Raw genomic sequence first — 25270 nt, 5'->3', positions numbered from 1 at the left:
GGGCCGCCCCTGATCCGCCGGGGGTCACCCGAGGGGCGCTCCGTGGTCGCGGAGCCGGTTGGCCGTGTGGACGGCGCGGAGCACGGCGGCCGCCTTGTTGCGGCACTCGTTGTCCTCGGCCACCGGGTCGGAGTCGGCGACCACACCGGCTCCGGCCTGGACGTAGGCGGTGCCGTCGCGGAGCAGGGCGGTGCGGATGGCGATGGCGGTGTCGGAGTCGCCGGCGAAGTCGAGGTAGCCGACGCAGCCCCCGTACAGCCCCCTGCGGTTGGGTTCGAGCTCCTCGATGATCTGCATGGCGCGCGGCTTGGGCGCCCCGGAGAGGGTGCCGGCGGGGAAGCAGGCGGTGAGGACGTCGAAGGCGGTGCGGTCCTCGGCGACGCGGCCGGTGACGGTCGAGACGATGTGCATCACGTGGGAGTACTTCTCGACGGACATGAAGTCGACCACTTCCACGCTGCCGGGTTCGCAGACGCGTCCGAGGTCGTTGCGGCCGAGGTCGACGAGCATGAGGTGCTCGGCGCGCTCCTTGGGGTCGGCGAGGAGTTCCTCGGCGAGGGCCTGGTCCTCCTGCGGGGTGGCGCCCCGGTGCCGGGTACCGGCGATGGGGTGGACCATGGCGCGGCCGTCCTCGACCTTGACGAGGGCTTCGGGGCTGGAGCCGACGACGTCGAAACCGTCGAACCGGAAGAGGTACATGTACGGGGACGGGTTGGTGGCCCGCAGCACCCGGTAGACGTCGAGCGCGCTCGCGGTGCAGGGCGTCTCGAAGCGCTGGGAGGGCACGACCTGGAAGGCCTCGCCGGCCCGGATGCGCTCCTTGATGTCCTCGACGGCCTGCTGGTAGGCCGGGCCGCCCCAGAGGGCGGTGTACGGCGGCAGCTCGGAGGGGGGCAGCACGGCGGGGGCGTTCTCGACGGGGCGGCGCAGGTCGCGTTCCATGGCGTCGAGCCGGGCGACGGCGTCGTCGTACGCCTCCTCGACGCCGCTCTCCAGGTCGTTGTGGTTGATCGCGTTGGCGATCAGGAGGACGGTGCCGTCCCAGTGGTCGAGGACGGCGAGGTCGGAGGTGAGCATCATGGTGAGCTCGGGGAGGCCGAGGTCGTCGCCGCCGTGGTCGCCGATGCGTTCCAGGCGGCGCACGATGTCGTAACCGAGATAGCCGACCATGCCGCCGGTGAAGGGCGGCAGGCCCTCGGTGCCCGCGAGGTCGCGGGGGGTGTGCAGCGCCTCGGTGGTGGCGCGGAGCGCCTGGAGCGGGTCGCCGTCCCGGGGGACGCCGACGGGCGGGGTGCCGATCCAGTGGGCCTGGCCGTCGCGGGAGGTGAGGGTGGCGTGGCTGCGGACGCCGATGAAGGAGTACCGCGACCAGGTGCGGCCGTTCTCAGCGGATTCCAGCAGGAAGGTGCCGGGGCGTTCGGCGGCGAGTTTCCGGTAGAGGCCGACCGGGGTGTCGCCGTCCGCCAGGAGCCGCCGGACGACGGGGATGACGCGGCGGTCCACGGCCAGCTTGCGGAAGGTGTCGAGATCCATGTCGGCCGGCCTCACGGGGTGTCGGTGTCGAGCAGGACGTCGCGGTCGAAACAGGTGCGCGCGCCGGTGTGGCAGGCGGCGCCCGTCTGGTCGACCTTGACGAGGACGGTGTCGGCGTCGCAGTCGAGGGCTACGGAGACGACGCGCTGGATGTGGCCCGAGGTGTCGCCCTTGACCCAGTACTCCTGGCGGCTGCGCGACCAGTAGGTGCAGCGGCCGGTGGTGAGGGTGCGGTGCAGGGCCTCGTCGTCCATCCAGCCGAGCATGAGCACCTCACCGGTGTCGTACTGCTGGGCGATGGCGGGGACGAGCCCGTCCGCGCCGCGCTTGAGGCGCGCGGCCACGGTGGGATCGAGGCTTCCTGCGGGCGGGGTACCGGGCGTACCGGACGGGGGCGTGCTGCTCATGCGCCCCATTGTGCCGCGCGTACCGGTGCCGGACGGTGCCCGGTCCACTGGGCGGACCGTGTGCCGCGGTCGTAGGCTGGCTGGCATGTCGACCCATGCGAAGCGTGAACGTCTTCTGCTCGCCGACCTGTTGGAGGCGGCGGGCCCCGGGGCGCCGACCCTGTGCGAGGGCTGGCTCACCCGCGATCTGGCCGCGCACGTGGTGGTGCGCGAGCGCCGGGCGGACGCGGCGGCCGGGATCGTGGTCGGGCCGCTGAAGGGCCGGATGGAGCGGGTGCGGCAGGAGTACGCGGAGAAGCCGTACGAGGAGCTGATCCAGCTCATCCGCACGGGTCCGCCGCGTTTCTCCCCGTTCGGCCTGAAGCAGGTGGACGAGGCGGCCAACACGGTGGAGTTCTACGTGCACGCCGAGGACGTCCGCCGGGCGCAGCCCGACTGGTCGCGGCGGGAGCTGGACCCGGTCTTCTCGGACGTGCTGTGGTCGCGGATGGAGCGGACCGCCCGGATGCTGGGGCACCGCTCCCCGGTGGGGCTGGTGCTGCGCCGCCCGGACGGGCGGACGGCGGTGGCGCGGAAGGGCACCCCGGTGGTGACGGTGACCGGGGAGCCGGGCGAGCTGCTGCTCTTCGCGTTCGGGCGGCAGTCGGCGACGACGGTGGGCCTGGAGGGCGAGGAGGACGCGGTGGAGCGGCTCCAGCTGTCGCAGCTGGGGATGTGAGCCCCGGCCCGGCCCCGGCCCCGGGCACGCCCCGGCCCGGCCCCGGCCCGCACTTCCTGGGAGCCCGTGACCGTCAGGCCCGGGGAGTGTCGTGGAGGGGCGGTGCGCCGGCCGCGTGCCTGCGGGTTCCGGTGGTGACGTCCGGGCGGCCGGTCTCGCGGGTACGGGCGCTCCCGCGGGTGCGGGCGGGGCGGCGGGAGCCGAGGCGGGCGAGCAGGAAGCCGGCCGGGATCGTGACGAGCCCCGGGGTCTGCAGCGGGAACCAGTGGAAGTCGCGGTCCGGGAAGAGCGCGACCGGGGTTCCGGAGACGGCCGGTGAGAACGCCATCAGCAGCACGATCAGCGGCAGGGTTCCGTAGACGGTCCAGCGCACCCCGCGTGCGGTGAAGCCGGGCCGGAAGAGGGCGTTCAGCAGGACCGGCGGCAGCACGGACGCGGCGGCGGCGAAGGAGAGCGAGAGCAGGACCTGCGGGTTGCGCTCGTGGGTGTACGCGGAGACGAGGACGGCGAGCGCACCGATCGCGACGACGGCCCAGCGGGCCCGGCGGATCTCCCGTACGGACGCCCGGCCCTCCCCGTGGGCGCCCGCGTGCGCGGCGAAGTCCCGGGCGACGCTGGAGGCGGCGGCGAGGGTGATGCCGGCCACCGCGGCGAGGGTGGTCGCGAACGCGGCGCAGGCGACGAGGGCGAAGAGCAGGCTCTGGCGGGGGCCGGCCGCGCCGGGGTCGAGCGCGCCCGTCACCATCAGCAGGGCGGTGTTGCCGCCCGGGTCCCCGGCGCGCAGGGCGTCCGCGCCGAGCAGGGCCGCGGCGCCGAGTCCCACGACGACGATCCCGGCGCAGAGCACGGCGACCGGGGCGACGGCCCAGATCCGCACCTTGCGGGCGGTGCGCGCGTCGCGCAGCGGGTGCAGCCGCATCGTGAGGTGCGGCATGCAGGCGGCCCCGAGGAGCAGGGTGACCTGGAAGCCGATCAGGTCCAGCGCCCCGGTGCCGGTGCGGCCGAACTGGGCGCCGGGCGAGGCGTAGTGGGGACCGGCGCCGCTGCGTTCGCGGGCGGCTTCGAAGAGGGCGAAGGGGGACCAGCCGTACCGGGCGAGGACGAGTCCGGCGAGGAGCGTGACGGCGGCCACCACCACGCCGACCTTGAGGATCTGGACGTATCCGGTGCCGCGCATCCCGCCGAAGGCGGAGTAGCAGACCATCAGGGCCCCGCTGGCGACGGTGCAGCCGGTCACGGCGCCCTCGGGGAGTCCGAACATGGCCGCCATCACCTTGCCCGCGGTGGTGAGCTGCACGAGCAGGAGCGGGACGAGAACGGCCAGGGTGGCGATGCCCAGTGCCCTGCGGACCGAGGGGTCCCGCAGCTGTTTCGCGAGGAAGTCGCCGAGGGTGAACACCCCTGCGGCGCGCAGCCGTTCGGAGAGGACGCGCAGGACGAGCACCAGCGAGGCGACGGTCGCCACGGCGAAGGTGATCCCGTCGAACCCGGCGAGTGCCACGGAGCCGGTGGTGGAGAGCAGGGTGGCGGCGGAGATGTAGTCCCCGGCGACGGCGAGCCCCCCGCCGGCCGGCCCGAGGGCGGCGCCGCCGCCGGCGTAGAAGTGTTCCGGGTCGTCCTGGTCGGCGGCGGCGAGGCCGCAGAGCAGCAGGGAGAGTGCGACGAACCCGAGGAAGATCACCACTGCGAGGGACCGCGCGTCGGCAAAGAGGGACATGGCGGGTACGCCACCAGAGCGCCCGGACTCCGTACAGGGCGCGGGCGTTCGGGGATGCGCCGGTACAGGGGGCGGGCCCGCACCTTGTGCGCGGTCACACCCGCCCCGCCGAGACCGGTGCCGGGGCCGGCCGCGGTGTCAGCCGGCGAGCAGGCGCCGGGCCGCGAGTGCCAGGCAGACTTCCACGGCGTCCGCCGGGCGGGTCAGGCAGCGTCCCGAGAGCTGCTCGAACCGCCGCAGCCGGTTCAGCACGGTGTTGCGGTGGCAGTAGAGCCGTGCCGCGGCGCGCTGGGCCGAACCGTCGGCTTCGAGCCAGGCGGTGAGGGTCTCGACGAGGACGTCCCGGTCGGCGGGGTCGATGTCGTCGAGGGGGCCGAGCACCCGGTCGGCGAGCGCGGTCCCGAGCGTGGGTGAGGAGACGACCAGCGCGGTGGGCAGGTGTTCGTCGAGCAGGACGAGCCCGCCGGAGGCGGGGCAGGCCCGCAGGGCGGTCTCGGCGAGCCGGCGGGCCTCGCCGAGCGCGGCGAGGCCCTCGACCGCGGAGCTGACCCCGACGCCCGTACCGGCCGGGACGGCGGTCTCCGCCGCCAGGCGGGCCAGCGCCTCTCCCGTGCCGGATCCGGCGGCGCTCCCCTTCGCCCGGTCCGCGGATTCCAGTGCCACGACGGCCAGTTCGGCGTCGGGGCCGGTGTGCCAGAGCGCCAGGGCCCCGTCCGGGAGGACCACGGGCGGGGAGGTCGCGGCGTGCGGGGCGCGGTGGGCCGTGCGTACCGCGAGGACCGCGTACCGGCCGTCCTCCGGCAGCCCGAGCATGGCCGCGGCGTCGGGCAGGTCGGCGATGCGGGCGGTGCCGTCGAGCAGTGCGGCGGTCATGAGCCGCTGCCGGTTCTCCCGGCGCCAGTCGATGCGCCGCTCCGCCTGCCGGTAGGCGTCGGTGAGGACTCCGCAGTGTTCGTCCACGAAGTTCCAGACGTCGGCGGCGACATGGACGAGGAGCCGGACGTCCTCGGGGTCGCGGCGGGCCGTCTCGTCCACGAGGCCCTGCCACACCATCGCGCCGCCGAGGCGGAACGCGTGCAGGACGGCGTCGAGCGGTACGCCCTGCTCGGCCCTGATCTCGCCGATCCAGCGGGTGGTGCGGTGGGCGGCCTCGCGGAACTCGCGGGGCTGGATCAGCGAGCCGACGTTGTGACGCAGCGAGTGGTGGACCTCCTGCCAGATGTCGGCACGCGAGGACTCGATCGCCGTACGGTAGCCGGGCTCCTGCTCGTACAGCGCCTCGACCAGACGTTCCGTCAGCTCGGGCAGCTCGTCGAGGAGCACCCGGGCCGAGCGGTGCAGCACCTCGACCGATTCCCGGTCGGCGAGGGAGCGGAAGCGTTTGGGCAGCGGCGCTACGGGGGGCGTCGTGTGCAGCGCCCTGATCCGAGGACGTACGACCTGTGGCATGGGGGCCTCCACCGGGAATCGGCCGGGCCCGGGGGGCGCCGGCCCGGGCACCCGGCCCCGGCGGGGGCGCGAGCGCAACCGAACGATCCTGACGACCGCAGAATGGCATACCGGCCAGTCGGTACCTAGGGGCGTGCGTGGTTCTTATCATCACGGTCCGGCAACCTGCCGGACACATTCGGCCACAGGAGGAGGGGGCTGGGCGATGTCCGGCCATGATCCGCCGGACACCGCTCAACTCCCCATCACCCGGGCCAGTTCGGTGCGGGAGCGGACGCCCAGGGCGGCGAAGATGTTGCGCAGGTGGTGGTCGACCGTGCGCGGGCTGACCGAGAGCCGCCGGGCGATCTCGCGGTTGGTGGCCCCCTCCGCGACACAGCGGGCGACGCGCTGCTGCTGGGGGGTGAGCGCGTCCGCCGGCCCCGTGTCGGCGGCAGGGGCGTCCACCGCCTCGCCGGCGGCGCGCAGTTCGCCGGTGGCCCGGTCCACCCAGGCGCGGGCGGAGCAGCGTTCGAAGCCGACGAGCGCGTCGCGCAGCGGACCGCGCGCTTCCCTGGTGCGGCGCCGCCTGCGCAGCCACTGGCCGTACAGGAGTTGGGTGCGGGCGCGCTCGAAGTCGCCGCCGGCCCGGTCGTGATGGGCGAGCGCTTCGGCGTACCGCGCCTCGGCCTCGTCGGCGGGGGCCAGCAGCGCGCGGCAGCGGGCGAGTTGGGCGAGGGCGTGCGGATCGACGGTGCGGCCGGTCCAGATGGCGAACTCGCGCACCGCGTCGGCGAGTTCGTCCGCCCACTCGGTACCGCGGCCGCCCAGCACGGCGGCTTCGACGTAGCACGGCAGGGCGAGCATCCGGATGCCGAAGTGGCCGTGGCGCGGACCGGGGCGTACCAGCGGGGCGAGCCGGGCGGCGGCCTCGCCGGTACGGCCGGCCGCCAGGTCGGCGCGGGCGACCGCCCAGGTGGCGAGGGTGGCGGCCTGGGCGAGTCCGTGCGGTCCGGCCCCCGCCAGCGCGGTGTCCGCGTGGGCCGCGCACGCCTCGGCGGGTCCCTCCACCGACGCGGTGAGCGCGAGCACCGCGTGCAGGTGGGTGGTGGCGTTGGACTGCCCGGTGCGGCGGGCGGCGTGCAGGCCCTCCAGCGCGTGCGCCCGCGCCCTGGCGTGCCGGCCGGCCCGGAGTTCGGCGTAGGCGAGCTGTTCGAGGGCGTGCGCGAGGAGGACCTCGGGGCCCCTGCTCCGTACGGCGGCGAGCGCGCGGGCCCCGGCCCGGCAGGCGCTCTCCGCCTCGCCGACGACCAGCGCGCAGGCGCCGGCCCGGAGCAGTGCGTGGGGTTCGTCGTCGGCCTCCGCGTGGCGCAGGCACTGTGCCAGCAGCTCGTGGCCCTCGGTCATCCGTCCCGCGAACACCGCCCGTACGCCCGCGAGATAGGGCGTGACGGCCGGGTCGTGCGGGCGGTCGGGGACCCGGTTCAGGGCGTCGAGGTAGGCGATGGCGTCGCCGCTCGCCCAGGCGGCCTCGGCGGCGGCGAGCAGGGCGGCGAGGGCGCGCGCCGGGTCGTGGGGCGCGAGGCCGGCCGCGGCGGCGAGCAGCGCCTCGCGGGCGTCGGTGGCCGGGCCGTCGCGCAGGGCGAGCATCCCGTACGTGTAGGGCGCGGGCCCGCTCGCCGGTACGGGCCGGGGTCCGCCGCCGGGGTCCTGGGCGACCCGGGCGAGGAGGGCGCGGGCGCGGCCGGTGTCCCCGGCGAGGCGGGCGTGCTCGGCGGCCTCGGCGAACCGGTGGGCGCGGTGCGCCTCGTCCGTGGAGAGCAGGGCGGCGCGGGTGAGGGCGGCCGCGCGTTCGGCGTGCGGCCGGGGCGCGGTGGCCGCCCGCTCCAGCGCGCTCGCGAGGACGGCGTCCGGCGCCGGTGCCGCGCAGGCGCGCTGCACCAGGGCCGGCAGCGGGTGCGCGGAGACCTGCCCGAGGAGCGCGGCGAGGAGTTCGTGGGCGGCCCGGCGGTGCGCGGGCGGGGCGTGCCGCAGCACCGCCCGGCCCAGCAGGGGGTGGCTGAAGTGGACGCGGCTGCCGGTGCGTTCGAGGATTCCGGGGATGCCTCCGGGTCCGAAGAGCGCGCGGTCGAGCAGGGCGGCGCCGAGCCCTGCCCGGTTGCCGGCCCGCAGCAGGAGGCCGGCGTCCGCTCCGGTGCCCTCCGGCTCGTGTTCCTGGGCGGCGGCGGCCAGCAGCAGGAGCGTCCGGGTCCCGGCGGGAAGCCCGTCGAGCTGGGCGGCGTGGGCGTCGAGCACGCTCTCACCGCCGGGCAGCGGAAAGGGCAGCACCGTACGGCCGGCCAGCTGGTCCGCGGTGAGGTGGCCGGCGAGCCCGGCGAGCAGCCGCGGGTTGCCCGCCGCCTCCCGCAGCAGCTCGCCGCGGACCACCGGGTCGATGTCGGGGGTCTGGCCGGTGAACCGCTCCAGCAGGCAGGCGGCCGCCTCGTCGTCGAGCGGGCCGAGGCGCAGCGCGGGCAGCCCGGCGAAGCTGGTCTCGTCGGCCGAGGCGATCAGCACGGCGGCCCGGCTGCCCGCCCCGAGCCGGCGGGCCGCGAAGCCGAGGGCCTCCCGGGACCGGGGGTCCCAGGCGTGCGCGTCGTCCACGCAGACCAGCACCGGCCGCTCCGCGCCGGTCTCCCGCAGCAGGGCGAGCAGCGCGTCGGGGGTGATGCCGGAGCGCAGCACCCGCTCGGGCGGTACGGAGAGCGGGCCGGGGGCCGAGCAGAGCAGGGCGTGCAGCCCGCTGTGCGGGAGGTGGCGCTCGGCGGGAACGGCCGTCACCCGCAGCACGGGCCCCCGGCTCCGGGTGCGGTGCGCGTCGGCCGCCGCGTCCAGCAGGGCGCTGCGGCCGAGGCCGGGCGGCGCGGTCACCACGAGCGCGCCGCCGTCACCCTGCGCGAGGCGCCCCAGGAGCGTTTCCACGATGGCGAGTTCACCGCTGCGGCCGTACAGCCGGAGCGGACTGTGCACGGTCGTCGAGTGAGTCACACCGGCACGTTACTTCCGCGTAAACAGGGCCGGAAGACGCGCGTCCGCTCCTTCGGTCCGAACGGCCGGGTGCGGTGCGCCGTCCCAGGAGAACGGCCGCCCGGTTGTGCGCGCGCACACCTTCCGGTGCGCCTGCCGGCCCCCGACGTACTTTCGTGCCATGACGACCCCACTGGACACCGGACACCCCGCCGAACTCGGCACCGAGGACGGACTGACCCTGCGGTACTGGTCCTGGTCCCGCGATCCCGACCCGGCCCTGCCCCCCGTGGTGCTGCTGCACGGGTTCGCCGCGCACGCCCGGCTGAACTGGGAGGGCCCCGGGGTGGTGGAGGCCCTTCTCGCGGCCCGCCGCCGGGTGTTCGCCCTCGACGCCCGGGGCCACGGCACCTCCGACAGGCCGCACGACGAGTCCTTCTACGGCGAGGAGTTGATGGCCGCCGACGTCCGACACCTGGCCGACCACCTGTCCGTGGACGCGTACCACCTCGCCGGGTACTCCATGGGTGCGGTCGTCGCGCTGCTGACGGCGGCGGAAGACCCCCGGGTCACCCGGCTGGTGGCCGGGGGCGTGGGCGCGGGCGTGGTGGAGGTCGGCGGCCTGGACACCCGGGCGATGCCGCCCGAGCTGGTGTCGGCCGCGCTGACCGCCGACGACCTGACCACCGTCCCCGAACAGGCACGCGGCTTCCGCGCGCTGGCCGACGCCACCGGCTCCGACCGGTACGCGCTGGCCGCCCAGATACGCGCGGCGTTCCGGGGGCCGGTGCCGCTGGGCCGGATCGCGGTGCCCACGCTCGTACTCGCCGGGGACGCCGACCCGCTGGCGGTACGCCCCGAGGTGCTGGCGGGCGCGATCCGGGGTGCCCGGGTCACGGTCCTCCCGGGCGACCACCTCTCGGTGGTGCGCGAGCCCGGATTCTCCGCCGCGATCACGGAGTTCCTGGCGGCGGGGTGAGGCGGCGCCCGGCGACGGCTTGCCCTCGCCGGAACGGGCACCGGAACCCGCACCCCGTGGCGCTCATGCCTTACCGGACCCGAGGCGCCGGCCGTGGTCGAAGAGCTTGCGTTCCACCACGTCCGGCGCGATCCCCCAGCGTTCGGCCCATGCGTGGGCACGGTCGAGATACCTCGCGCAGGTGGCCGGGTCCCACCGCCGGCCGACCACCCATTCCTCGCCCCCCAGAAGGTCCCCGAGGGCCCGCACGACGTTGCGGTCGATGATCAGGGGCCAGCGCCCGCCCGCAGGACGGCCGGCCGTGGCGAAGTAGAGGAACTTGGTGAAGAACGCCGGGCCCAGGTACTTCACCCGCCCGTGCGGGTCGTTCAGCACCCGGTACGCGGCGACGGGGTCTCCGCGATCGACTTCGGCCCGGGCGAGGTCCATCCGCTCGTCCAGCCGGGACGGGTCGTTCTCGCGGAAGATCCTCGTACGGCGGGAGACGCCCCAGGCGTTGATGCCGGTACCGCACACCAGTGCGGAGAGCAGCAGGTCCCGGCCGCCTTCCGGCGCGGCGGCGTCCCTCCTCGCCGCCTCGAACACCGTCTGGCGGTCCACCGTGGGCCATCGGCCCGCCCGCGGCAGGCCGTTCAGGCGGTCCGGCCACCGCTCGCCGACCGGCAGCCCGGCGATCCACCGGTCGGGGTTGAACGGAACGGCCTGTCCCAGTACGTACGACTCCCGATCCGAGGGCGGGCCGCCGAACAGCTCGTCGGCCGCGCTCATCCGGCTTCCGTCCCCTCCGCGGGCCGGGGCCCCGCGCTCCCCCGGTACCGCACCCGCGCCTCCTCGACCGCTTCCCGGGCACTCCCCCGCACGGCACCCCGGACGTTGAGCGGCGGCCCCCAACGGACAATCAACTCATTCTTCAACGAGCGTGGTTCGGGGTGTTCGGCCCAGGTGAGCGAGAGGTGCTCGTGCATCCACCCGGTGAGCCGCCGCTCGTCCTCCGGTACGAGTACCACCCGGTCGGTCCAGCTGGTGCGGTAGCCCTCGGAGGCCATCAGCAGCCCCGCCAGGGTCCGCCGCAGGGTCGAACTCCCCGACCGCCGGAGATGGTTGCTGCCGATGCGGCTCCGTAGAGCCGAGGCCTTGCCCAGGTAGAGCAGTCGCCGCCCTGGGTCCTCGGAGTTGGCCGGCCCCGGGAACGGCGGCAGCACGTCCGGCGGCGCCCACCAGGCGTACACACCGGCGGAGTTCGGCAGCCCCGCCACCGCACCGGGAAGCGACCGCGGTGCCGCGGAAAGCGATTCGATGGCCCGCCGCACGTCTTCCCGCTCCGTCATGGCCGCAGGATAGGGGAAGGCGCACGGTACGGGTCCCGGATTCCCCGGACCGTACCCGAGGGCTCCTCGGCAACCCGCAAGGAGCGTGTGGCAGAGTGGCCCGGCTGCCGCAGGAGGAACCACGCCCGCGAAGCCCAGGACGGGCGGGGGACGCGGACGACCGGCGGCGGCGCGGGGGCCGTGGACGACTCCCGGCCGCTCGGACCGTGGACGTCCCCCGGCCCTCCGCCACACCTTCCGCACCACCCCTTCCAGGAGTACGTCATGAACGCCAAGCGCCACCGCCTGCTGCTCGCCGCCGTCACCCCGCTGCTCGCACCCGGGGAGCGGGTCGAGGTGGCGACCATCGTGAACCTGAGGACGGTCTCGGTCCGCAGGACGGCGGCCTTCGCGGTGGCCTCGGCGGTCCTCAGCGCGGGCGCGATGACCGTGATCCCCGTACCGGTGCCCATGTATCTAGTCATGACCGACCGTCACTTCTTCGTCTTCCGGGCCAACCCGAACATCGCCCGGACCGGGGAGCACCTGATGACGTTCGCGCGGGCCGGTCTCGTACGCACCGAGGTCAAGGAGCGCGTGCTCAACTCCTCCTTCGTCGTCTCCTCGCCCGACAGCGAGCAGGGGATGCGGATCGTCTTCCCGCTGATCGGCCGGAAGGACCGGAACGCGATAGCCGCGGCCGTGCCGGTGGCCGCCTGAGCCCGGGTACCCGCGACCCGCGAGCACGAGGAGCCGGACCGCCGTGTCGGGCGGTCCGGCTCTGGTGCGCACGGCGGGTTACGAGGTGTGCGGGCAGGTACCCCGGTACTCGGCGATGCTCAGGCTCGCCGAGGGGATCGGGCAGAGGAACTGCTCATAGCGGGTGTCATTGTCGATGAAGCGCTTCAGCCACGACACGCTGTACTTCGCGATCGTCGTGTTCGAGGTGTTCGGGGTGAAGTGGGTGGCTCCCCGCAGCTCCAGGTACGCCTTGTCCAGGGTGCTGGGCAGCGAGTTGTAGAAGGGCTCGGAGTGGGTGAGCACCGGGGCGATGGTGTCGCCGTCCGCGCCGATCACCAGGGTGGGCGTGCGGACCTCGGGCCAGGTGGTGTCGAGGTTCCAGCCGGTCAGCGGAATCGCCGCCTTGAGCGAGGTACGGCTCTTCGCGGCCTCCAGGGTGCCACCGCCGCCCATGGAGTGGCCCATCACGCCGAGACGTGAGGCGTCGATCCGGGTGCGGACCGAGCTGCTCTGCGTGAGGTAGTCCAGCGCGGCGAGGAGCTGTCGGCCCCGGCTGTCGGGCTGGTCGAGCGTGGTGTTGGTGTCGATGGTGAAGACCACGAACCCCTGGGAGGCGAGGCGCGGGCCGAGCCACGCGATGCTCGACTGGTAGGCGGTGAACCCGGGCGCGATGACCACCGCCCCGAAGGTTCCGTCCGCCGTGGAGGTCGGGTAGTAGATCGTGCCGCCGCCGAAGCCGGTGACGCCGAGCGAGGAGACGGAGGTCTGCGAGGTGGCGTAGGAGCCGCGCAGTGCCTCGATGCTCGCGGTGGTCGGGGCGGGACCGCGCTCGTAGGGGTTGGTGGCGGCCTGCGCGCCGGCGGGGCTGAACGCGGTGAGCAGGCCGGCGGTGACCGCCGCGGCGGCGAACAGGCCCTTGACGGCTCGGAGTCGGCTCGTGCGCGTCCGGTGGTGCGGAGCGGTGTCGGCAAAGGTGCGGAGGTGCTGCTGCACGTGCGGGTCCTCTCGGTGGGGGGGGGCGTACCCTGCCGGAGACGTCCCGGGGCCCCCGTGTCCGGGGCCCTCGGTCGCACCGCGTGGTACCGCCGCGTCATTCGCTGGCGATGGCCACTCTGGACGCCTCCCCGGAGTCACGCATCGGCGAGATCGCCGGTCTCCGGCGGCCCGCCCCCACCGGAACCGTCCGCTTCCGCACACGCGCCAGGGGGCGGTCGGGAAACAGCTGTTCCCCGACCGCCCCCTGGCGGTGTCTCAGCGGACCGTGTGCCCGGCCCGCGGTGTCTCAGCGAACCGGGTGCCCGGCCTCGCGCAGGGCGTCCTTGACCTCGGAGATCCGCAGGTCGCCGAAGTGGAAGACGGACGCGGCGAGGACCGCGTCGGCGCCGGCCCCGACGGCGGGGGCGAAGTCGGCGAGCCGGCCCGCGCCTCCGGAGGCGATGACGGGGACGGAGACGTGGGCGCGTACGGCCCGGATCATCTCGGTGTCGTAGCCGTCCTTGGTGCCGTCGGCGTCCATCGAGTTGAGCAGGATCTCGCCCGCGCCCAGCTCCGCGGCCCGGTGCGCCCATTCGACGGCGTCGATGCCGGTGCCCCGGCGGCCGCCGTGCGTGGTGACCTCGAAGGTGCCCTCCGGGGTACGGCGGGCGTCGACGGAGAGCACCAGGACCTGGCTGCCGAAGCGTTCGGCGATCTCGCGGATCAGCTCCGGGCGGGCGATGGCGGCGGTGTTGACGCCGACCTTGTCCGCGCCGGCCCGCAGCAGCTTGTCGACGTCCTCGGGGGCGCGGACGCCGCCGCCGACGGTGAGCGGGATGAAGACCTGCTCGGCGGTGCGGCGGACCACGTCGTAGGTGGTCTCGCGGTCACCGCTGGAGGCGGTGATGTCGAGGAAGGTCAGCTCGTCGGCGCCCTCGGCGTCGTACAGCTTGGCCATCTCGACGGGGTCGCCCGCGTCGCGCAGGTTCTGGAAGTTGACGCCCTTGACGACCCGGCCCTTGTCGACGTCCAGGCAGGGGATCACGCGTACGGCGAGGCTCATCGGTCGCCTCCGCGGAAGGCCTCTACCTCGACCTCGACGACGAGGCTGGGGTCGACGAAACCGGAGACGATGACCATCGTGGCGACCGGCCGCACGTCGTCGAAGAGCTCCTTGTGGGCGCGGCCCACGTCGTCGACGTCCCGGGCGTGCGTGAGGTACATGCGGGTGCGTACGACGTCCTCGCGGCCGAGGCCGGCCTTCTCCAGGGCCGCGAAGGCCACCTCGAAGGAGGCGACGGCCTGCTCGTACGGCGAACCGGCCGAGATCTCGCCGTTGACGACGGAGGTGCAGCCGGCCACCAGGACGAGGCCGCCGGGGAGTTCGACGGCGCGGGCGTAGCCGAACTTCTCCTCCCAGGGGGCCCCGGACTGGATCCGGCGCACGCCGGAGGCCGCCCCGGAAGCCGTGGGTACGGAGTCCGTCATGCGGCGACCGCCTTGAGCGCCTCTTCCAGGGTGAACGCCTTGGCGTAGAGCGCCTTGCCGACGATCGCGCCCTCGACGCCTTCCGGCACCAGCAGCGAGATCGCGCGCAGGTCGTCCAGCGAGGAGACGCCGCCGGAGGCGACGACCGGGCGGTCGGTGGCGGCGCAGACGTCGCGCAGCAGGCCGAGGTTGGGGCCCTGGAGGGTGCCGTCCTTGGCGATGTCGGTGACGACGTAGCGGGCGCAGCCCTCGGAGTCGAGGCGGGCGAGCGTCTCGTAGAGGTCGCCGCCGTCGCGGGTCCAGCCGCGGCCGCGCAGGGTGGTGCCGCGGACGTCGAGGCCGACCGCGATCTTGTCGCCGTACTGGGCGATGACCTTGGCGACCCACTCGGGGGTCTCCAGGGCGGCGGTGCCGAGGTTGACGCGGCGGCAGCCGGTGGCGAGCGCGGCCTCCAGCGAGGCGTCGTCGCGGATGCCGCCGGAGAGCTCGACCTTGATGTCCATGGCTCCGGCGACCTCGGCGATCAGGGCGCGGTTGTCGCCGGTGCCGAAGGCGGCGTCGAGGTCGACGAGGTGGAGCCACTCGGCGCCGGCGGCCTGCCAGGCGAGGGCCGCCTCCAGCGGGGAGCCGTAGGAGGTCTCGGAACCGGACTCGCCGTGCACGAGGCGGACGGCCTGTCCGTCGCGGACGTCTACGGCGGGAAGGAGTTCAAGCTTCGGCATTACAGCGTCTCGATCCAGTTGGTCAGCAGCTCGGCACCGGCGTCGCCGGACTTCTCGGGGTGGAACTGGGTGGCCCACAGCGCGCCGTTCTCCACGGCGGCCACGAACCGCTCTCCGTGCGTGGCCCAGGTGACGCGGGGGGCACGGATCTTGGCGTTGGTGACTTCGAGGCTCCAGTCGTGCGCCGCGTAGGAGTGCACGAAGTAGTACCGGGCCTCGGGGTCGAGTCCGGCGAAGAGCCGGCTGTCCTCGGGTGCCTCGACGGTGTTCCAGCCCATGTGCGGGACGACGTCCGCCTTGAGCGGGCCGACGGTGCCGGGCCACTCGTCCAGGCCCTCGGTCTCCACGCCGTGCTCGATGCCCCGTTCGAAGAGGACCTGCATCCCGACGCAGATGCCCATCACCGGGCGGCCGCCGGAGAGCCTGCGGCCGATGATCCAGTCGCCGCGGGCGGCCCTGAGTCCGCCCATGCAGGCGGAGAAGGCGCCGACGCCGGGGACGAGGAGTCCCTCGGCGTTCATCGCCTTGTCGTAGTCACGCGTTATCTCGACGTCCGCGCCGACCCGGGCGAGCGCCCGCTCGGCGGAGCGGACGTTGCCGAAGCCGTAGTCGAAGACGACGACCTTCTTCTTGTCGCTCATCGTGTGCTCCCGGCCCCTCAGTCCCACAGTCCCTGGATCCGCAGCACGCCCGCCACCAGGCAGAGCGCGGATGCGATGCAGAGCAGCACGATGACGCCCTTGGGCATGCCCTGCTTGGCGAAGGAGTAGACGCCGCCGGCCAGGAAGAGGCCGACGACGATCAGGATGGTGTTGAGGCCGGTCACAGGGCGCCCTTCGTGGAAGGCAGGATTCCGGCCGCGCGCGGGTCGCGCTCGCTGGCGTAGCGCAGGGCCCGCGCGAGGGCCTTGAACTGGCACTCCACGATGTGGTGGGCGTTGCGGCCGTACGGGACGTGGACGTGCAGGGCGATCTGGGCCTGCGCGACGAAGGACTCCAGGATGTGCCGGGTCATCGTGGTGTCGTACTCGCCGATCATCGGCGCCATCTTCTCCGGCTCGGTGTGCACCAGGTACGGGCGGCCGGAGAGGTCGACGGTGACCTGGGCGAGCGACTCGTCCAGCGGGACGGTGCAGTTGCCGAAGCGGTAGATGCCGACCTTGTCGCCGAGCGCCTGTTTGAAGGCGGCGCCGAGCGCGAGGGCGGTGTCCTCGATGGTGTGGTGGGAGTCGATGTGGAGGTCGCCCTCGGTCTTGACCGTGAGGTCGAAGAGGCCGTGGCGGCCGAGCTGGTCGAGCATGTGGTCGTAGAAGCCGACGCCGGTGGAGACGTCGACCTTCCCGCTGCCGTCGAGGTTGATCTCGACGAGTACGGAGGTTTCCTTGGTGGTGCGCTCCACGCGGCCCACGCGGCTCTCGCCCGTCATGCGTCGTGCTCCTTCTTGATTTCGCGAACCGCATCGAGGAACGCGTCGTTCTCTGCCGGGGTCCCCGCGGTGACCCGCAGCCATCCCGGTACGCCGTTGTCCCGGACCAGGACGCCCCGGTCGAGGATCGCCCGCCAGACGGCACGGCTGTCCTCGAAGCGGCCGAACTGGACGAAGTTGGCGTCCGACTCGGTGACCTCGTACTCCATGGCGCGGAGTTCGGCGACGATCCGGTCCCGCTCGCTCTTGAGCCGCTCGACGTACCCGAGGAGCGTATCGGTGTGCTCCAGGGCGGCCAGCGCGGTGGCCTGGGTGACGGAGGACAGGTGGTACGGCAGGCGTACCAGCTGGACGGCGTCGACCACGGCGGCGTCGGCGGCGAGGTAGCCGAGGCGCAGCCCGGCGGCGCCGAACGCCTTCGACATGGTGCGGGAGAGCACCAGGTTCGGCCGGCCCTCGATCAGCGGGAGCAGCGAGGGGCGGTGACTGAACTCGCCGTACGCCTCGTCGACGACGACGAGGGACGGCCGGGCCGCCTGCGCCGCGTCGTGGAGCGCGAGGACGGTCCCGGCGTCGACGGCGGTGCCGGTGGGGTTGTTGGGGGAGGTGATGAAGACGACGTTGGGGCGGTGTTCGGCGATGGCCTTCTTCGCCGCCTCCACGTCGATGGTGAAGTCCTCGTTGCGCGGGCCGGAGATCCAGCCGGTGCCGGTGCCGCGCGCGATGAGGGCGTGCATCGAGTACGAGGGCTCGAAGCCGATGGCGGTGCGGCCGGGGCCGCCGAACGCCTGCATCAGCTGCTGGATGACCTCGTTGGAGCCGTTGGCCGCCCAGACCTGGGCGGTGGTGACCTCGTGGCCGGCGGTGCGGCTGAGGTAGGCGGCGAGTCCGGTACGGAGTTCGACGGCGTCCCGGTCGGGGTAGCGGTTGAGCTCGCGGGCGGCCTCGCGGACGCGTTCGGCGATCCGGTCGACGAGGGCGTCGGGCAGCGGGTAGGGGTTCTCGTTGGTGTTCAGCCGGACGGGTACGTCGAGCTGGGGGGCACCGTACGGGGACTGGCCGCGCAGCTCCTCCCGGATCGGGAGGTCGTCGATGCGGACGGGGCCGCCGTTCGTGCGGGGGCCGTTCTCGTTCGTCACGCCTGCGGTACCTTCCAGTCGAACCGTGCCTTGAGTGCGGCGCCGTGGGCGGGGAGGTCCTCCGCCTCGGCGAGAGTGACCACGTGGTGGGTGACCTCGGCCAGCGCGTCGCGGGTGTAGTCGACGATGTGGATGCCGCGCAGGAAGGACTGCACGGAGAGCCCCGAGGAGTGGCAGGCGCAACCGCCGGTGGGCAGTACGTGGTTGGAGCCGGCGCAGTAGTCGCCGAGGGAGACCGGCGACCAGGGGCCGACGAAGATCGCGCCGGCGTTGCGGACGCGGTCGGCGACGGCGGCGGCGTCGGCGGTCTGGATCTCCAGGTGTTCGGCGCCGTACGCGTCGACCACCTTCAGGCCGTCCGCGAGGTCGCGGACGAGGACGATCGCGGACTGCCGGCCGGCGAGCGCGGGTGCGATGCGGTCGGTGACGTGCTTGGAGGCGGCGACCTGGGGGGCGAGTTCGGCCTCGGTGGCGGCGGCGAGCTCCTCGGAGTCGGTGACGAGGACGGCGGCGGCCATCGGGTCGTGCTCGGCCTGGCTGATCAGGTCGGCGGCGATGTGCACCGGGTCGGCGGTCGAGTCGGCGAGGATCGCGATCTCGGTGGGTCCGGCCTCGGCGTCGATGCCGATGCGGCCCTTGAGGAGGCGCTTGGCGGCGGCGACGTAGATGTTGCCGGGGCCCGTGACGAGGTTCACGGGGCGGCAGCCGTCCTCGCCCTCGGTGCCGTAGGCGAAGAGGGCGATGGCCTGGGCGCCGCCGGCGGCGTACACCTCGTCCACGCCGAGCAGGGCGCAGGCGGCCAGGATGGTGGGGTGCGGCAGGCCGCCGAACTCCTTCTGCGGCGGGGAGGACACGGCGATGCCCTCGACGCCGGCCTCCTGGGCCGGGACGACGTTCATGACGACGGAGGACGGGTAGACCGAGCGCCCGCCGGGGACGTAGAGCCCGACGCGCTCGACGGGGACCCACTTCTCGGTGACCGTGCCGCCGGGCACGACCTGGGTGGTGTGGGTGGTGCGGCGCTGCTCGCGGTGGACGAGGCGGGCGCGGCGGATCGACTCCTCGAGGGCGGCGCGGACGGCGGGGTCGAGCTCCGCCAGCGCGTCCGCGAGGGCGGATGCGGGCACACGGAGCGATTCCGGCCGGACGCCGTCGAATTTCTCCCCCCATTCGATCACCGCTGCCGAGCCGCGATGGCGTACGTCCTCGCAGATGGGCCGCACCGTCTCCAGGGCGGCTTCCACGTCGAACTCGGCACGGGGCAGCAGGTCGCGCAGGGGGGCGCCCTCGGGGAGGACGTCGCCGCGCAGATCGATTCGAGAGATCACACCCCCAATTCTCTCAGACCGCCCGAGCCGTCCGGTCGGCCGTATCAGTGGCTGATACATATCTCCGTCACCCTGTGTGCCGTTTTCCGTTCATACGGTCACACAGGGGGAAGAACGGCTCTAGGGCCTTTCGCCCGGACCGGGCCGGGACAGGGCCCGGCCGGATCCGGACGGAACCCCAGGGGTGTGCACAAGGAGGCCGGGAGTGACGGAGCCGCACGAGAGCGACATCCCGGAAGGACTCAGCGCCGCGGAACTGGGCATGTGGCAGTCCTTCCGGAACGGGAGCACCTTCGATCTGCGCACCCACGACCCCGAACGCGACGATCCGTTCGGCCCGCACATGTGGGGGCCCGGGCGGAGCGTCGGCGCCCGGGTCGTGGCACGGCTGCTGCTGAGCGGCCCGCCGGCCCGGCCGGGACGGGTGGCGGCGCTGAAACTCAGGGGCGTACGCATCACCGGCAAGCTCGACCTGGCCGGTGGCCGGGTCTCGCCGTACGTGGAGCTGACCGGCTGCCGGTTCGAGCAGGAGGTGATGTTCCCCGAGTGCCACTTCACGACGCTGCGGATGGTCGGCTGCGCGATGCCCCGGCTGGAGGCGGCCCGGCTGCGCACCGAGGGCGATCTCCATCTGCCGCGCTGCCGGGTCGACCGGGGCGTGCGGCTGACGGACGCCCAGATCGGCACGGACCTGCTGATCAACCAGATCAGCGTCGGCTGCGACCGGCGGGGCCGGGCGATCGCCGCCGACGGGCTGACCGTGGCGCAGGACCTCCAGGCGGAGATGATCGAGACGTACGGCGAAGTCAGCCTGCGCGGGGCGACGGTGGGCGGTTCGCTGAGCCTGCGCGGCAGCCGGCTGCGGGCGGCGGAGGGGCGCAAGGCACTGAACGCGCCGCAGTTGAGGGTGGAGCGGACGCTCTATCTGACCGAGGCGTGGGTGAGCACCGAGACGGGGAACCAGGGCACCACTCCTCCGTACGGCATCGTGCACGGGCCGACCTCGGACCTGACGCCCGCCCGGGGTTCGCGCTCGCAGATCTTCGAGTGCCGTGGCGGGGTCCGCCTCGACGACGGGCGGTTCGGGGACGTGCTCGACCTGCACCTGGCGCGGTTCGTGCTGGAGCCGCAGGAGGAGCTGTCGATGCGCCGGATCGTCGTGCCCGAGCTGCGGTTCAGCCTGGAGCGCCCCGAGGAGGGCCGGGTGGTGCTGAACGGCGCCCGGGTGGTCACCCTCATCGACCTGTCGACCAGCTGGCCGGGCCCCGGCGGGCTGGCGATGGGCGGGTTCGTCTACGAGAACCTCGTCCCGTACGGCCACTTCCCGCTCTCCCGGCGGCTGGAGTGGGTCCTCGCCGCCACCCCGGAGTACGTCCCCGAGCCGTACGAGCGGCTGGCGACCGTACTGCGCAGCTGCGGCGAGGACGCGGACGCCCGGGAGGTGCTGCTCGCCAAGCAGCGCCGCCGCCGGGAGACGCTGCCGCTCGCCGGGAAGCTGTGGGGGTTCCTCCAGGACTGGACGGTGGCGTACGGCTACCGGCCGGGCCGGGCCGCGGTGTGGATGGCGGTGCTCTGGGCGGCGAGCACCCTGGTCTTCTCCCGGCACCAGCCGGCGTCGATCAAGGGGGACGAGCACCCGGAGTGGAATCCGGCGCTGTACGCGCTCGATCTGCTGATCCCGGTGATCGGTCTCGGCCAGGACGGCTACTGGCGGATGACGGGCGGCTGGCAGTGGGTGTCCGCCGGACTGGTGCTGGTGGGGTGGGTTCTGGCCACCACGGTGGCCGCCGGGGCCTCCCGGCTGCTGACCCGGGGGTGAGGGCGGAGGTGGTCCCGCGCCGGCGCGGGACCGTTTTCCGGCGCCCGGAACCGGGGTGGCCGGGGCGGGACCGAGAGCGGGGCATGTTCGAACAGATCCCGCACAGGGGGTCGAGTTTCAGCCATTCAGGTTCACCTCCTTTACCCACTCTTGACCTTTCCGGGGGCAACCCCTACGGATCCACCCGACTCGGCACCAAAGCTTCACAGCAGCCCCCTGGCGCCGCCCCCACCAGCGTTTTTCAATGGTCCGCACCATGCCCTCGCTTCGCGCTCTGCTCCGTACCGCGCGCAGGGTCCGGCACAGCCCCCGGCTGTCGGCCGGACTCCCCCCGGCCGACGCGGTCATGCTCGACGCCCCCGACAGCCGTCTCTCCCCCGCGCTGGTGGCCGCGGCCGAGGGCGCGTACGGGCCCGCCGCGAAGCTCCTCGCCACCACCCGCGACACCGCCGAGTGGGAGCTGCGCGACCGGTACCTCGGACGGCTGGTCACCTTCGCCCGCAGCCGGGACGGCTGGCTGGACGACTGGCTGGACGCCGCCCCCGGCGACCCCGACGCGCTGCTCGTCCACGCCGGGCTCGCCGTGCGCCGGGCGTGGGAGTCGCCCGCGGCGGCGGAACGGCTGCACGAGGTCGCCCCGCTGATCGCCGCGGCGGCCGAGGCCGACCCGCGCGACCCGGTCCCCTGGCACCTCGCCCTGGACCACGCGCGGGGAACCCGCGCCACGCACACCGTCTTCGAGTCGGTGTGGACGGAGGCGGTCCGCCGCTCCCCGCACCACTACGGCTGCCACCTGGCCGCGCTGCGCTACCTCTCCGCCGCCCGGCACGGGTCGCACCGCGCGTGCTTCGACTTCGCCGAGCGGGCCGCCGAGGACGCCGCCCCGACCTCCCTGGTGCAGGGGCTGCCGGTGCGCGCCGCCGCCGCGCTGCTGCTCGACCCGGACGCCGCCGGGCGGCGCGCCCCGGTGCCGGAGCGCCGGATCGACGTGGCGGCCGACCTGGCGATCGGCCTCTCCGCCGCGTACGGCCCCGGCGACCCGTGGCCCGCGGAGATCCGCAACCTCCTGGCGTACGTCCTGGTGGCGCGGGGCCGCTGGCGCGAGGCGCTGGAGCAGTTCCGCCTGATCGGGCCGTACGCCCACTCGTTCCCGTGGTCCCAGCCGTTCCCGTGGCCCCCGTCCTTCCCCCGGTCCCCGTCCCTCCCGTGGTCGTCGGTGGCCGAGGACGCGCTGGCCCGCTTCCTGGACGCCAGGGACGCGGCACGGCTCCAGGTGGCCTCGGCGACCCCGCTGTGGAACCGGGCCGCCCACGGCAGGGCCCTCGGCCATTACGCTTGAGCGTTGTGACCACAGCGCACCTGCCCCTCTTCCCGCTCAACGCGGTTCTGTTCCCCGGCCTCGTGCTGCCGTTGAACGTCTTCGAGGAGCGATATCGCGCCATCATGCGCGAGCTGCTGAAGACCGACGACGACGAACCCCGCCGCTTCGTGGTGGTGGCGGTACGGGACGGCCGGGAGACGGCCGTGACCGGTACCGGGATGCCGGAGGGCACGGCGGTCCAGACCGAGCGCGCCCCCGCGGACGGCTTCGGCGCCGACCCGGTCCAGTCGTTCCACCGGGTCGGCTGCGTGGCCGACGCCGCCAAGATCCGCGAGCGCGCCGACGGCACCTTCGAGGTGCTGGCCACCGGCACCACCCGGGTCCGGCTGCTCTCGGTGGACGCGAGCGGCCCGTATCTGACGGCCGAGGTGGAGTACCTCGCCGAGGACGAGGAGGCCGGCGAGGCCCGGACCCTCGCCGAGGGCGTGATGCGCGCCTTCCGCACGTACCAGAAGCGGCTGGCCGGGGCGAACGAGCGGTCGCTGACCACCGGCGGCGACCTGCCGGACGAGCCGTCCGTCGTCTCCTACCTGGTGGCCGCCGCCACCGTGCTGGACGTGGCCACGAAGCAGCGGCTGCTCCAGGCCCCGGACACCGCGACCCGGCTGCGCGAGGAACTCACCCTGCTCCGCAAGGAGACGGCTGTCATCCGCCATCTGCCGTCGCTCCCGGCCGTGGACATCACCCGCGCCCCCACGCACCTGAACTGACCCGATCTCCTCCGGAGGACCTCTCGCCCGTGGCGAAGAAGAAGACGAAGCAGCAGCAGGGCGGTACCCCGGCCACCGTCGCGCTGACCGCGGCCGGGGCCGACTTCACGGTCCACGCCTACGAGCACGACCCGGCGGCGCCCAGTTACGGCGAGGAGGCGGCCGAAGCCCTGGGCGTCTCCCCCGACCGGGTCTTCAAGACCCTGGTCGCCGACGTGGACGGCGAGCTGACGGTGGCGGTGGTCCCGGTCGCGGGCTCGCTCGACCTGAAGGCGCTCGCCTCGGCGGTCGGTGGCAAGCGGGCCGCCATGGCCGACCCGGCGGCGGCCGAGCGCACCACGGGGTACGTACGCGGCGGCATCTCGCCGCTGGGCCAGCGCAAGCGGCTGCGTACGGTCGTCGACGCCTCGGCCGGTTCGCATCCGACCATCTGCGTCTCGGCCGGGCGCCGCGGCCTGGAGGTCGAACTGGCGGCGGCCGACCTGGCACGGCTCACCGGCGCGGTGTTCGCGCCGATCGGGCGCGCGTAACGGCCGGCCGGGTCGGGCCCGGCGGGAGGCCGGTGCCGCAAGGGCGGGGCCGGTGCCGCGCGGCGGGCCCTCAGGCGGGCGGCTGCGGTCCCTCGGGCCCCTTCGGGTCGCTCTGCGCCCGTGCCCGCGAACCGGCGTCCGGTCCGGCCCCGTCCGGCACCGGACCGTCCTGCACCGGACCGTCCGCCGTGCCCGGTGCGTCGGGCGCGCCCTGGACCGGCTGTCCGTGGAACGGCTGCCCCTGGACCGGCTGCCCGGCCGTGCCGTACGGCTCCCCGGCGCCGCCCGTCGCCCACCCCGGGTGCTGCCACTGCATGTCGGGGTCGGGGTCCCGGGGCGTGAAGGCCGCCGTGAGGATCAGGTGCACCACCATCGCGGCCACCGGCCAGGCGAGCAGCGCGCCCTTCGCGTTCAGCTCCAGCGGCGCGTCGAAGGTCACCCCCTTCCCGGCCTCCTTGGCGTGCGCGACCACGTCCGAGGTCGGGCCGAAGGAGGTGCCCAGCCACCAGGCGAGCAGCGCTCCGAGCAGCCCGCCGAGCGCGAGGCCGACCACGGTCGGGATGCCGCCGGTGCGCCGGAGCAGGTAGACCACGACGGCCGAGACGACGCCGAATCCGGCGGCGAGCAGGGCGAACGTCCCGTCCGCTCCGATGGCCTCCTCGCCCTCGCTGTCCTTGAGGTAGACGGCGGTGTCGTCCGAGATCAGCGGGATGCGCGGGGAGAGCCAGAGCCAGAGCAGGCCGAGCGCGACGCCCGCGACGGCCACCAGCACGGTGACGACCGCGGCCCGGCCGGCCTCGGCCCGCGTCTCGGCGCGGTCGGGCGGTGACTGACCTGGGGCGAGGTGCGAACCCGCCGGAGCAGCCGGCCAGGGATCGTAGGGCGTCGGCGGGTCGGGCGGCGTCAAGGGTGCGGTCACCGTGCCATCGTGCCAGGCGGCCCCCGGCGGCGCCGCACCGGACCTGATCACCGGACGCCGCCCGCACCCGTCGAAGCGCGCCACCGCACCGCGGCACGGCGGCGCCCCGGTCCGTCAGCGCACGGCCGCCCGGCGGTACGCCCAGGTCGCCACGGCCAGCGAGAGCACTCCCACCGCCGCGCAGACCCCGAGGTCCAGCGCGACGACCGCCCAGTCCGGGTCGGCGTCGAAGGAACGGGCCAGCGCCTCCACCCCGTACGTGGACGGCAGCAGGTCGCGCGCCCAGCGCACCACCTCCGGCAGCCGCTCGGCGGGCAGCACGCCCAGCAGCAGCGCGGCGGACATGCCGAGCTGCCCCAGCAGGGTGGCCAGCTCCTGGCGCGGCGCCAGCAGGCCGAGCGCGGCGCCCAGCCCGGACAGCGCGGCCCCGGCCAGCGGGACCACGGCGACCAGCACCCACAGGTGCGCCATCGGCAGCTGGAAGAGCGCGCTCCCGGCGACCGCGGTGAACACGGCACCCGGCACGGTGAAGGAGGCGTACGCGCCCGCCGCGCCCAGCACCACGGCCGCGGGCGGCACCGGCAGGGTCGCGTAGTGGTCGAGGCCGCCGTTGGCCCTCAGCTGGCCGAAGTACTGGGCGAGCAGGTTCAGCGCGACGAAGGCGACCACCAGCACGCTGGAGCCCGCGACCACGGCCCGCGCCTCGGTGCCGCCGTCGACGACCCCGCGCATCATGATCATGATGCCGACGGACTGGAAGGTCGCCACGAAGAGCAGCGGGATGCGGGCCACCCGGGCCCGGGAGAGCTGGGCCCGGTAGACGGCGGCCAGCGCGGGCAGCAGCCGGGCGCGCGGCGCCAGCGGGGCCGGTTCCCCGGCCCAGGAGCCGCGGGCCGCCCCGGTGGAGCCGGGGGACACGGCGGGGCCGGTGGGGCCGCCGGCCGGGCGGCCGAGCGGGGACACCGCCTCGGTGGGAACGATGCTCGTCACCTGGCGCT

At 74.3% G+C, this 25270-nt stretch carries 25 protein-coding genes; 7 read left to right on the top strand and 18 right to left on the bottom strand.

Annotated elements, in window-relative coordinates; genetic code table 11:
• Window positions 1-24: 24 nt before the first annotated feature.
• A complete protein-coding gene (locus ACWCSV_RS02730; RefSeq protein WP_451138037.1) occupies window positions 25-1533 on the bottom strand; it encodes an anthranilate synthase component I in 1509 nt (502 codons plus the stop codon).
• A gap of 11 nt (window positions 1534-1544) precedes the next feature.
• Window positions 1545-1940 (bottom strand): phosphoribosyl-AMP cyclohydrolase, encoded by a 396-nt coding sequence (gene hisI / locus ACWCSV_RS02725; protein WP_451138036.1) that lies wholly within the window; start codon window positions 1938-1940, stop codon window positions 1545-1547.
• An 85-nt stretch (window positions 1941-2025) separates the two neighbouring features.
• On the opposite strand from hisI, the gene ACWCSV_RS02720 reads away from it, so the two are divergent.
• Window positions 2026-2658: a TIGR03085 family metal-binding protein gene (locus tag ACWCSV_RS02720; RefSeq protein WP_451138035.1), complete on the top strand. Its 633-nt coding sequence runs from the start codon at window positions 2026-2028 to the stop codon at window positions 2656-2658.
• 73 nt (window positions 2659-2731) lie between these two features.
• Here the strand turns inward: ACWCSV_RS02720 and ACWCSV_RS02715 are convergent, their stop codons facing one another.
• From ACWCSV_RS02715 to ACWCSV_RS02705, 3 genes are all read right to left on the bottom strand, one after another.
• Window positions 2732-4375: a sodium/solute symporter gene (locus ACWCSV_RS02715; RefSeq protein ID WP_451138034.1), complete on the bottom strand. Its 1644-nt coding sequence runs from the start codon at window positions 4373-4375 to the stop codon at window positions 2732-2734.
• Window positions 4376-4513: 138 nt separating this feature from the next.
• Window positions 4514-5824 carry a PucR family transcriptional regulator gene (locus ACWCSV_RS02710; protein WP_451138033.1) on the bottom strand — a complete coding sequence of 437 codons (1311 nt, stop codon included), beginning with the start codon at window positions 5822-5824 and terminating at the stop codon, window positions 4514-4516.
• 234 nt (window positions 5825-6058) lie between these two features.
• Window positions 6059-8830 (bottom strand): LuxR C-terminal-related transcriptional regulator, encoded by a 2772-nt coding sequence (locus tag ACWCSV_RS02705; RefSeq protein WP_451138032.1) that lies wholly within the window; start codon window positions 8828-8830, stop codon window positions 6059-6061.
• Between the two features lie 160 nt (window positions 8831-8990).
• On the opposite strand from ACWCSV_RS02705, the gene ACWCSV_RS02700 reads away from it, so the two are divergent.
• Window positions 8991-9788, top strand: a complete 798-nt coding sequence (locus tag ACWCSV_RS02700) for an alpha/beta fold hydrolase (RefSeq protein WP_451138031.1) — start codon at window positions 8991-8993, stop codon at window positions 9786-9788.
• 63 nt (window positions 9789-9851) lie between these two features.
• On the opposite strand, the gene ACWCSV_RS02695 is transcribed toward ACWCSV_RS02700, so the two are convergent.
• A complete protein-coding gene (locus ACWCSV_RS02695; protein ID WP_451138030.1) occupies window positions 9852-10556 on the bottom strand; it encodes an 8-oxoguanine DNA glycosylase OGG fold protein in 705 nt (234 codons plus the stop codon).
• Window positions 10553-11116: a GIY-YIG nuclease family protein gene (locus tag ACWCSV_RS02690; protein ID WP_451138029.1), complete on the bottom strand. Its 564-nt coding sequence runs from the start codon at window positions 11114-11116 to the stop codon at window positions 10553-10555. Before ACWCSV_RS02690 ends, ACWCSV_RS02695 begins: the two co-directional genes overlap by 4 nt.
• A gap of 264 nt (window positions 11117-11380) precedes the next feature.
• Between ACWCSV_RS02690 and ACWCSV_RS02685 the strand changes: the two genes are divergently transcribed.
• Window positions 11381-11815, top strand: coding sequence for a hypothetical protein (locus tag ACWCSV_RS02685; RefSeq protein ID WP_451138028.1), 435 nt, complete (start codon window positions 11381-11383; stop codon window positions 11813-11815).
• Window positions 11816-11893: 78 nt separating this feature from the next.
• On the opposite strand, the gene bdeA is transcribed toward ACWCSV_RS02685, so the two are convergent.
• The 9 genes from bdeA to hisD all read right to left on the bottom strand — a co-directional run bounded on the left by bdeA (window position 11894) and on the right by hisD (window position 18913).
• The gene (gene bdeA / locus ACWCSV_RS02680; protein WP_451138027.1) at window positions 11894-12829 is read right to left on the bottom strand and encodes a bis(hydroxyethyl) terephthalate hydrolase; all 936 of its coding nucleotides are present in this window, start codon (window positions 12827-12829) and stop codon (window positions 11894-11896) included.
• Window positions 12830-13118: 289 nt separating this feature from the next.
• Window positions 13119-13874: an imidazole glycerol phosphate synthase subunit HisF gene (gene hisF, locus ACWCSV_RS02675; RefSeq protein ID WP_451138026.1), complete on the bottom strand. Its 756-nt coding sequence runs from the start codon at window positions 13872-13874 to the stop codon at window positions 13119-13121.
• Window positions 13871-14299 carry a RidA family protein gene (locus ACWCSV_RS02670; RefSeq protein ID WP_451138025.1) on the bottom strand — a complete coding sequence of 143 codons (429 nt, stop codon included), beginning with the start codon at window positions 14297-14299 and terminating at the stop codon, window positions 13871-13873. Before ACWCSV_RS02670 ends, hisF begins: the two co-directional genes overlap by 4 nt.
• Window positions 14296-15021 carry a bifunctional 1-(5-phosphoribosyl)-5-((5-phosphoribosylamino)methylideneamino)imidazole-4-carboxamide isomerase/phosphoribosylanthranilate isomerase PriA gene (gene priA, locus ACWCSV_RS02665; protein ID WP_327175218.1) on the bottom strand — a complete coding sequence of 242 codons (726 nt, stop codon included), beginning with the start codon at window positions 15019-15021 and terminating at the stop codon, window positions 14296-14298. Before priA ends, ACWCSV_RS02670 begins: the two co-directional genes overlap by 4 nt.
• Entirely contained in the window at window positions 15021-15662 is a 642-nt protein-coding gene (gene hisH, locus ACWCSV_RS02660) for an imidazole glycerol phosphate synthase subunit HisH (protein WP_327175219.1), read from the bottom strand. The genes priA and hisH overlap by 1 nt, the downstream gene beginning before the upstream one ends.
• Window positions 15663-15679: 17 nt before the next feature.
• Window positions 15680-15847: a hypothetical protein gene (locus ACWCSV_RS02655; protein ID WP_327175220.1), complete on the bottom strand. Its 168-nt coding sequence runs from the start codon at window positions 15845-15847 to the stop codon at window positions 15680-15682.
• Window positions 15844-16446 (bottom strand): imidazoleglycerol-phosphate dehydratase HisB, encoded by a 603-nt coding sequence (gene hisB, locus ACWCSV_RS02650; protein WP_386890683.1) that lies wholly within the window; start codon window positions 16444-16446, stop codon window positions 15844-15846. Before hisB ends, ACWCSV_RS02655 begins: the two co-directional genes overlap by 4 nt.
• Window positions 16443-17585, bottom strand: a complete 1143-nt coding sequence (locus ACWCSV_RS02645) for a histidinol-phosphate transaminase (protein ID WP_451138024.1) — start codon at window positions 17583-17585, stop codon at window positions 16443-16445. Before ACWCSV_RS02645 ends, hisB begins: the two co-directional genes overlap by 4 nt.
• Complete coding sequence (gene hisD, locus ACWCSV_RS02640; protein ID WP_451138023.1) at window positions 17582-18913, bottom strand: histidinol dehydrogenase; 1332 nt, start codon at window positions 18911-18913, stop codon at window positions 17582-17584. The genes ACWCSV_RS02645 and hisD overlap by 4 nt, the downstream gene beginning before the upstream one ends.
• Before the next feature lie 205 nt (window positions 18914-19118).
• Between hisD and ACWCSV_RS02635 the strand changes: the two genes are divergently transcribed.
• The 4 genes from ACWCSV_RS02635 (at window position 19119) to ybaK (ending at window position 23353) form a co-directional block, all read left to right on the top strand.
• Window positions 19119-20732 (top strand): oxidoreductase, encoded by a 1614-nt coding sequence (locus tag ACWCSV_RS02635; protein ID WP_451138022.1) that lies wholly within the window; start codon window positions 19119-19121, stop codon window positions 20730-20732.
• 244 nt (window positions 20733-20976) lie between these two features.
• Window positions 20977-22071: a hypothetical protein gene (locus ACWCSV_RS02630; RefSeq protein WP_451138021.1), complete on the top strand. Its 1095-nt coding sequence runs from the start codon at window positions 20977-20979 to the stop codon at window positions 22069-22071.
• Window positions 22072-22076: 5 nt separating this feature from the next.
• On the top strand, window positions 22077-22823 hold the full coding sequence (locus tag ACWCSV_RS02625; protein WP_451138020.1) for an LON peptidase substrate-binding domain-containing protein: 747 nt from the start codon (window positions 22077-22079) through the stop codon (window positions 22821-22823).
• Between the two features lie 29 nt (window positions 22824-22852).
• The gene (gene ybaK / locus ACWCSV_RS02620; protein WP_450770451.1) at window positions 22853-23353 is read left to right on the top strand and encodes a Cys-tRNA(Pro) deacylase; all 501 of its coding nucleotides are present in this window, start codon (window positions 22853-22855) and stop codon (window positions 23351-23353) included.
• A gap of 70 nt (window positions 23354-23423) precedes the next feature.
• Here the strand turns inward: ybaK and ACWCSV_RS02615 are convergent, their stop codons facing one another.
• Together ACWCSV_RS02615 and ACWCSV_RS02610 are read right to left on the bottom strand one after the other, a co-directional pair.
• Window positions 23424-24272 carry an ABC transporter permease gene (locus ACWCSV_RS02615; RefSeq protein WP_451138019.1) on the bottom strand — a complete coding sequence of 283 codons (849 nt, stop codon included), beginning with the start codon at window positions 24270-24272 and terminating at the stop codon, window positions 23424-23426.
• A 114-nt stretch (window positions 24273-24386) separates the two neighbouring features.
• Entirely contained in the window at window positions 24387-25262 is an 876-nt protein-coding gene (locus tag ACWCSV_RS02610; protein ID WP_451138239.1) for an ABC transporter permease, read from the bottom strand.
• Between the last annotated feature and the right edge of the window lie 8 nt (window positions 25263-25270).

It is taken from the genome of Streptomyces sp. NPDC001770, from assembly GCF_053596135.1.
The sequence above is the reverse complement of the archived record's forward strand: the minus strand, read 5'-3'. Positions and strand labels throughout refer to the sequence as shown.

Bases quoted from the DNA above. Each gene is read 5' to 3' on its own strand.
- ACWCSV_RS02730 (WP_451138037.1), bottom strand. From the start codon at position 1,533: ATGGATCTCGACACCTTCCGCAAGCTGGCCGTGGACCGCCGCGTCATC.
- hisI (WP_451138036.1), bottom strand. From the start codon at position 1,940: ATGAGCAGCACGCCCCCGTCCGGTACGCCCGGTACCCCGCCCGCAGGA.
- ACWCSV_RS02720 (WP_451138035.1), top strand. From the start codon at position 2,026: ATGTCGACCCATGCGAAGCGTGAACGTCTTCTGCTCGCCGACCTGTTG.
- ACWCSV_RS02715 (WP_451138034.1), bottom strand. From the start codon at position 4,375: ATGTCCCTCTTTGCCGACGCGCGGTCCCTCGCAGTGGTGATCTTCCTC.
- ACWCSV_RS02710 (WP_451138033.1), bottom strand. From the start codon at position 5,824: ATGCCACAGGTCGTACGTCCTCGGATCAGGGCGCTGCACACGACGCCC.
- ACWCSV_RS02700 (WP_451138031.1), top strand. From the start codon at position 8,991: ATGACGACCCCACTGGACACCGGACACCCCGCCGAACTCGGCACCGAG.
- ACWCSV_RS02695 (WP_451138030.1), bottom strand. From the start codon at position 10,556: ATGAGCGCGGCCGACGAGCTGTTCGGCGGCCCGCCCTCGGATCGGGAG.
- ACWCSV_RS02690 (WP_451138029.1), bottom strand. From the start codon at position 11,116: ATGACGGAGCGGGAAGACGTGCGGCGGGCCATCGAATCGCTTTCCGCG.
- ACWCSV_RS02685 (WP_451138028.1), top strand. From the start codon at position 11,381: ATGAACGCCAAGCGCCACCGCCTGCTGCTCGCCGCCGTCACCCCGCTG.
- hisF (WP_451138026.1), bottom strand. From the start codon at position 13,874: ATGAGCCTCGCCGTACGCGTGATCCCCTGCCTGGACGTCGACAAGGGC.
- ACWCSV_RS02670 (WP_451138025.1), bottom strand. From the start codon at position 14,299: ATGACGGACTCCGTACCCACGGCTTCCGGGGCGGCCTCCGGCGTGCGC.
- priA (WP_327175218.1), bottom strand. From the start codon at position 15,021: ATGCCGAAGCTTGAACTCCTTCCCGCCGTAGACGTCCGCGACGGACAG.
- hisH (WP_327175219.1), bottom strand. From the start codon at position 15,662: ATGAGCGACAAGAAGAAGGTCGTCGTCTTCGACTACGGCTTCGGCAAC.
- hisB (WP_386890683.1), bottom strand. From the start codon at position 16,446: ATGACGGGCGAGAGCCGCGTGGGCCGCGTGGAGCGCACCACCAAGGAA.
- ACWCSV_RS02630 (WP_451138021.1), top strand. From the start codon at position 20,977: ATGGTCCGCACCATGCCCTCGCTTCGCGCTCTGCTCCGTACCGCGCGC.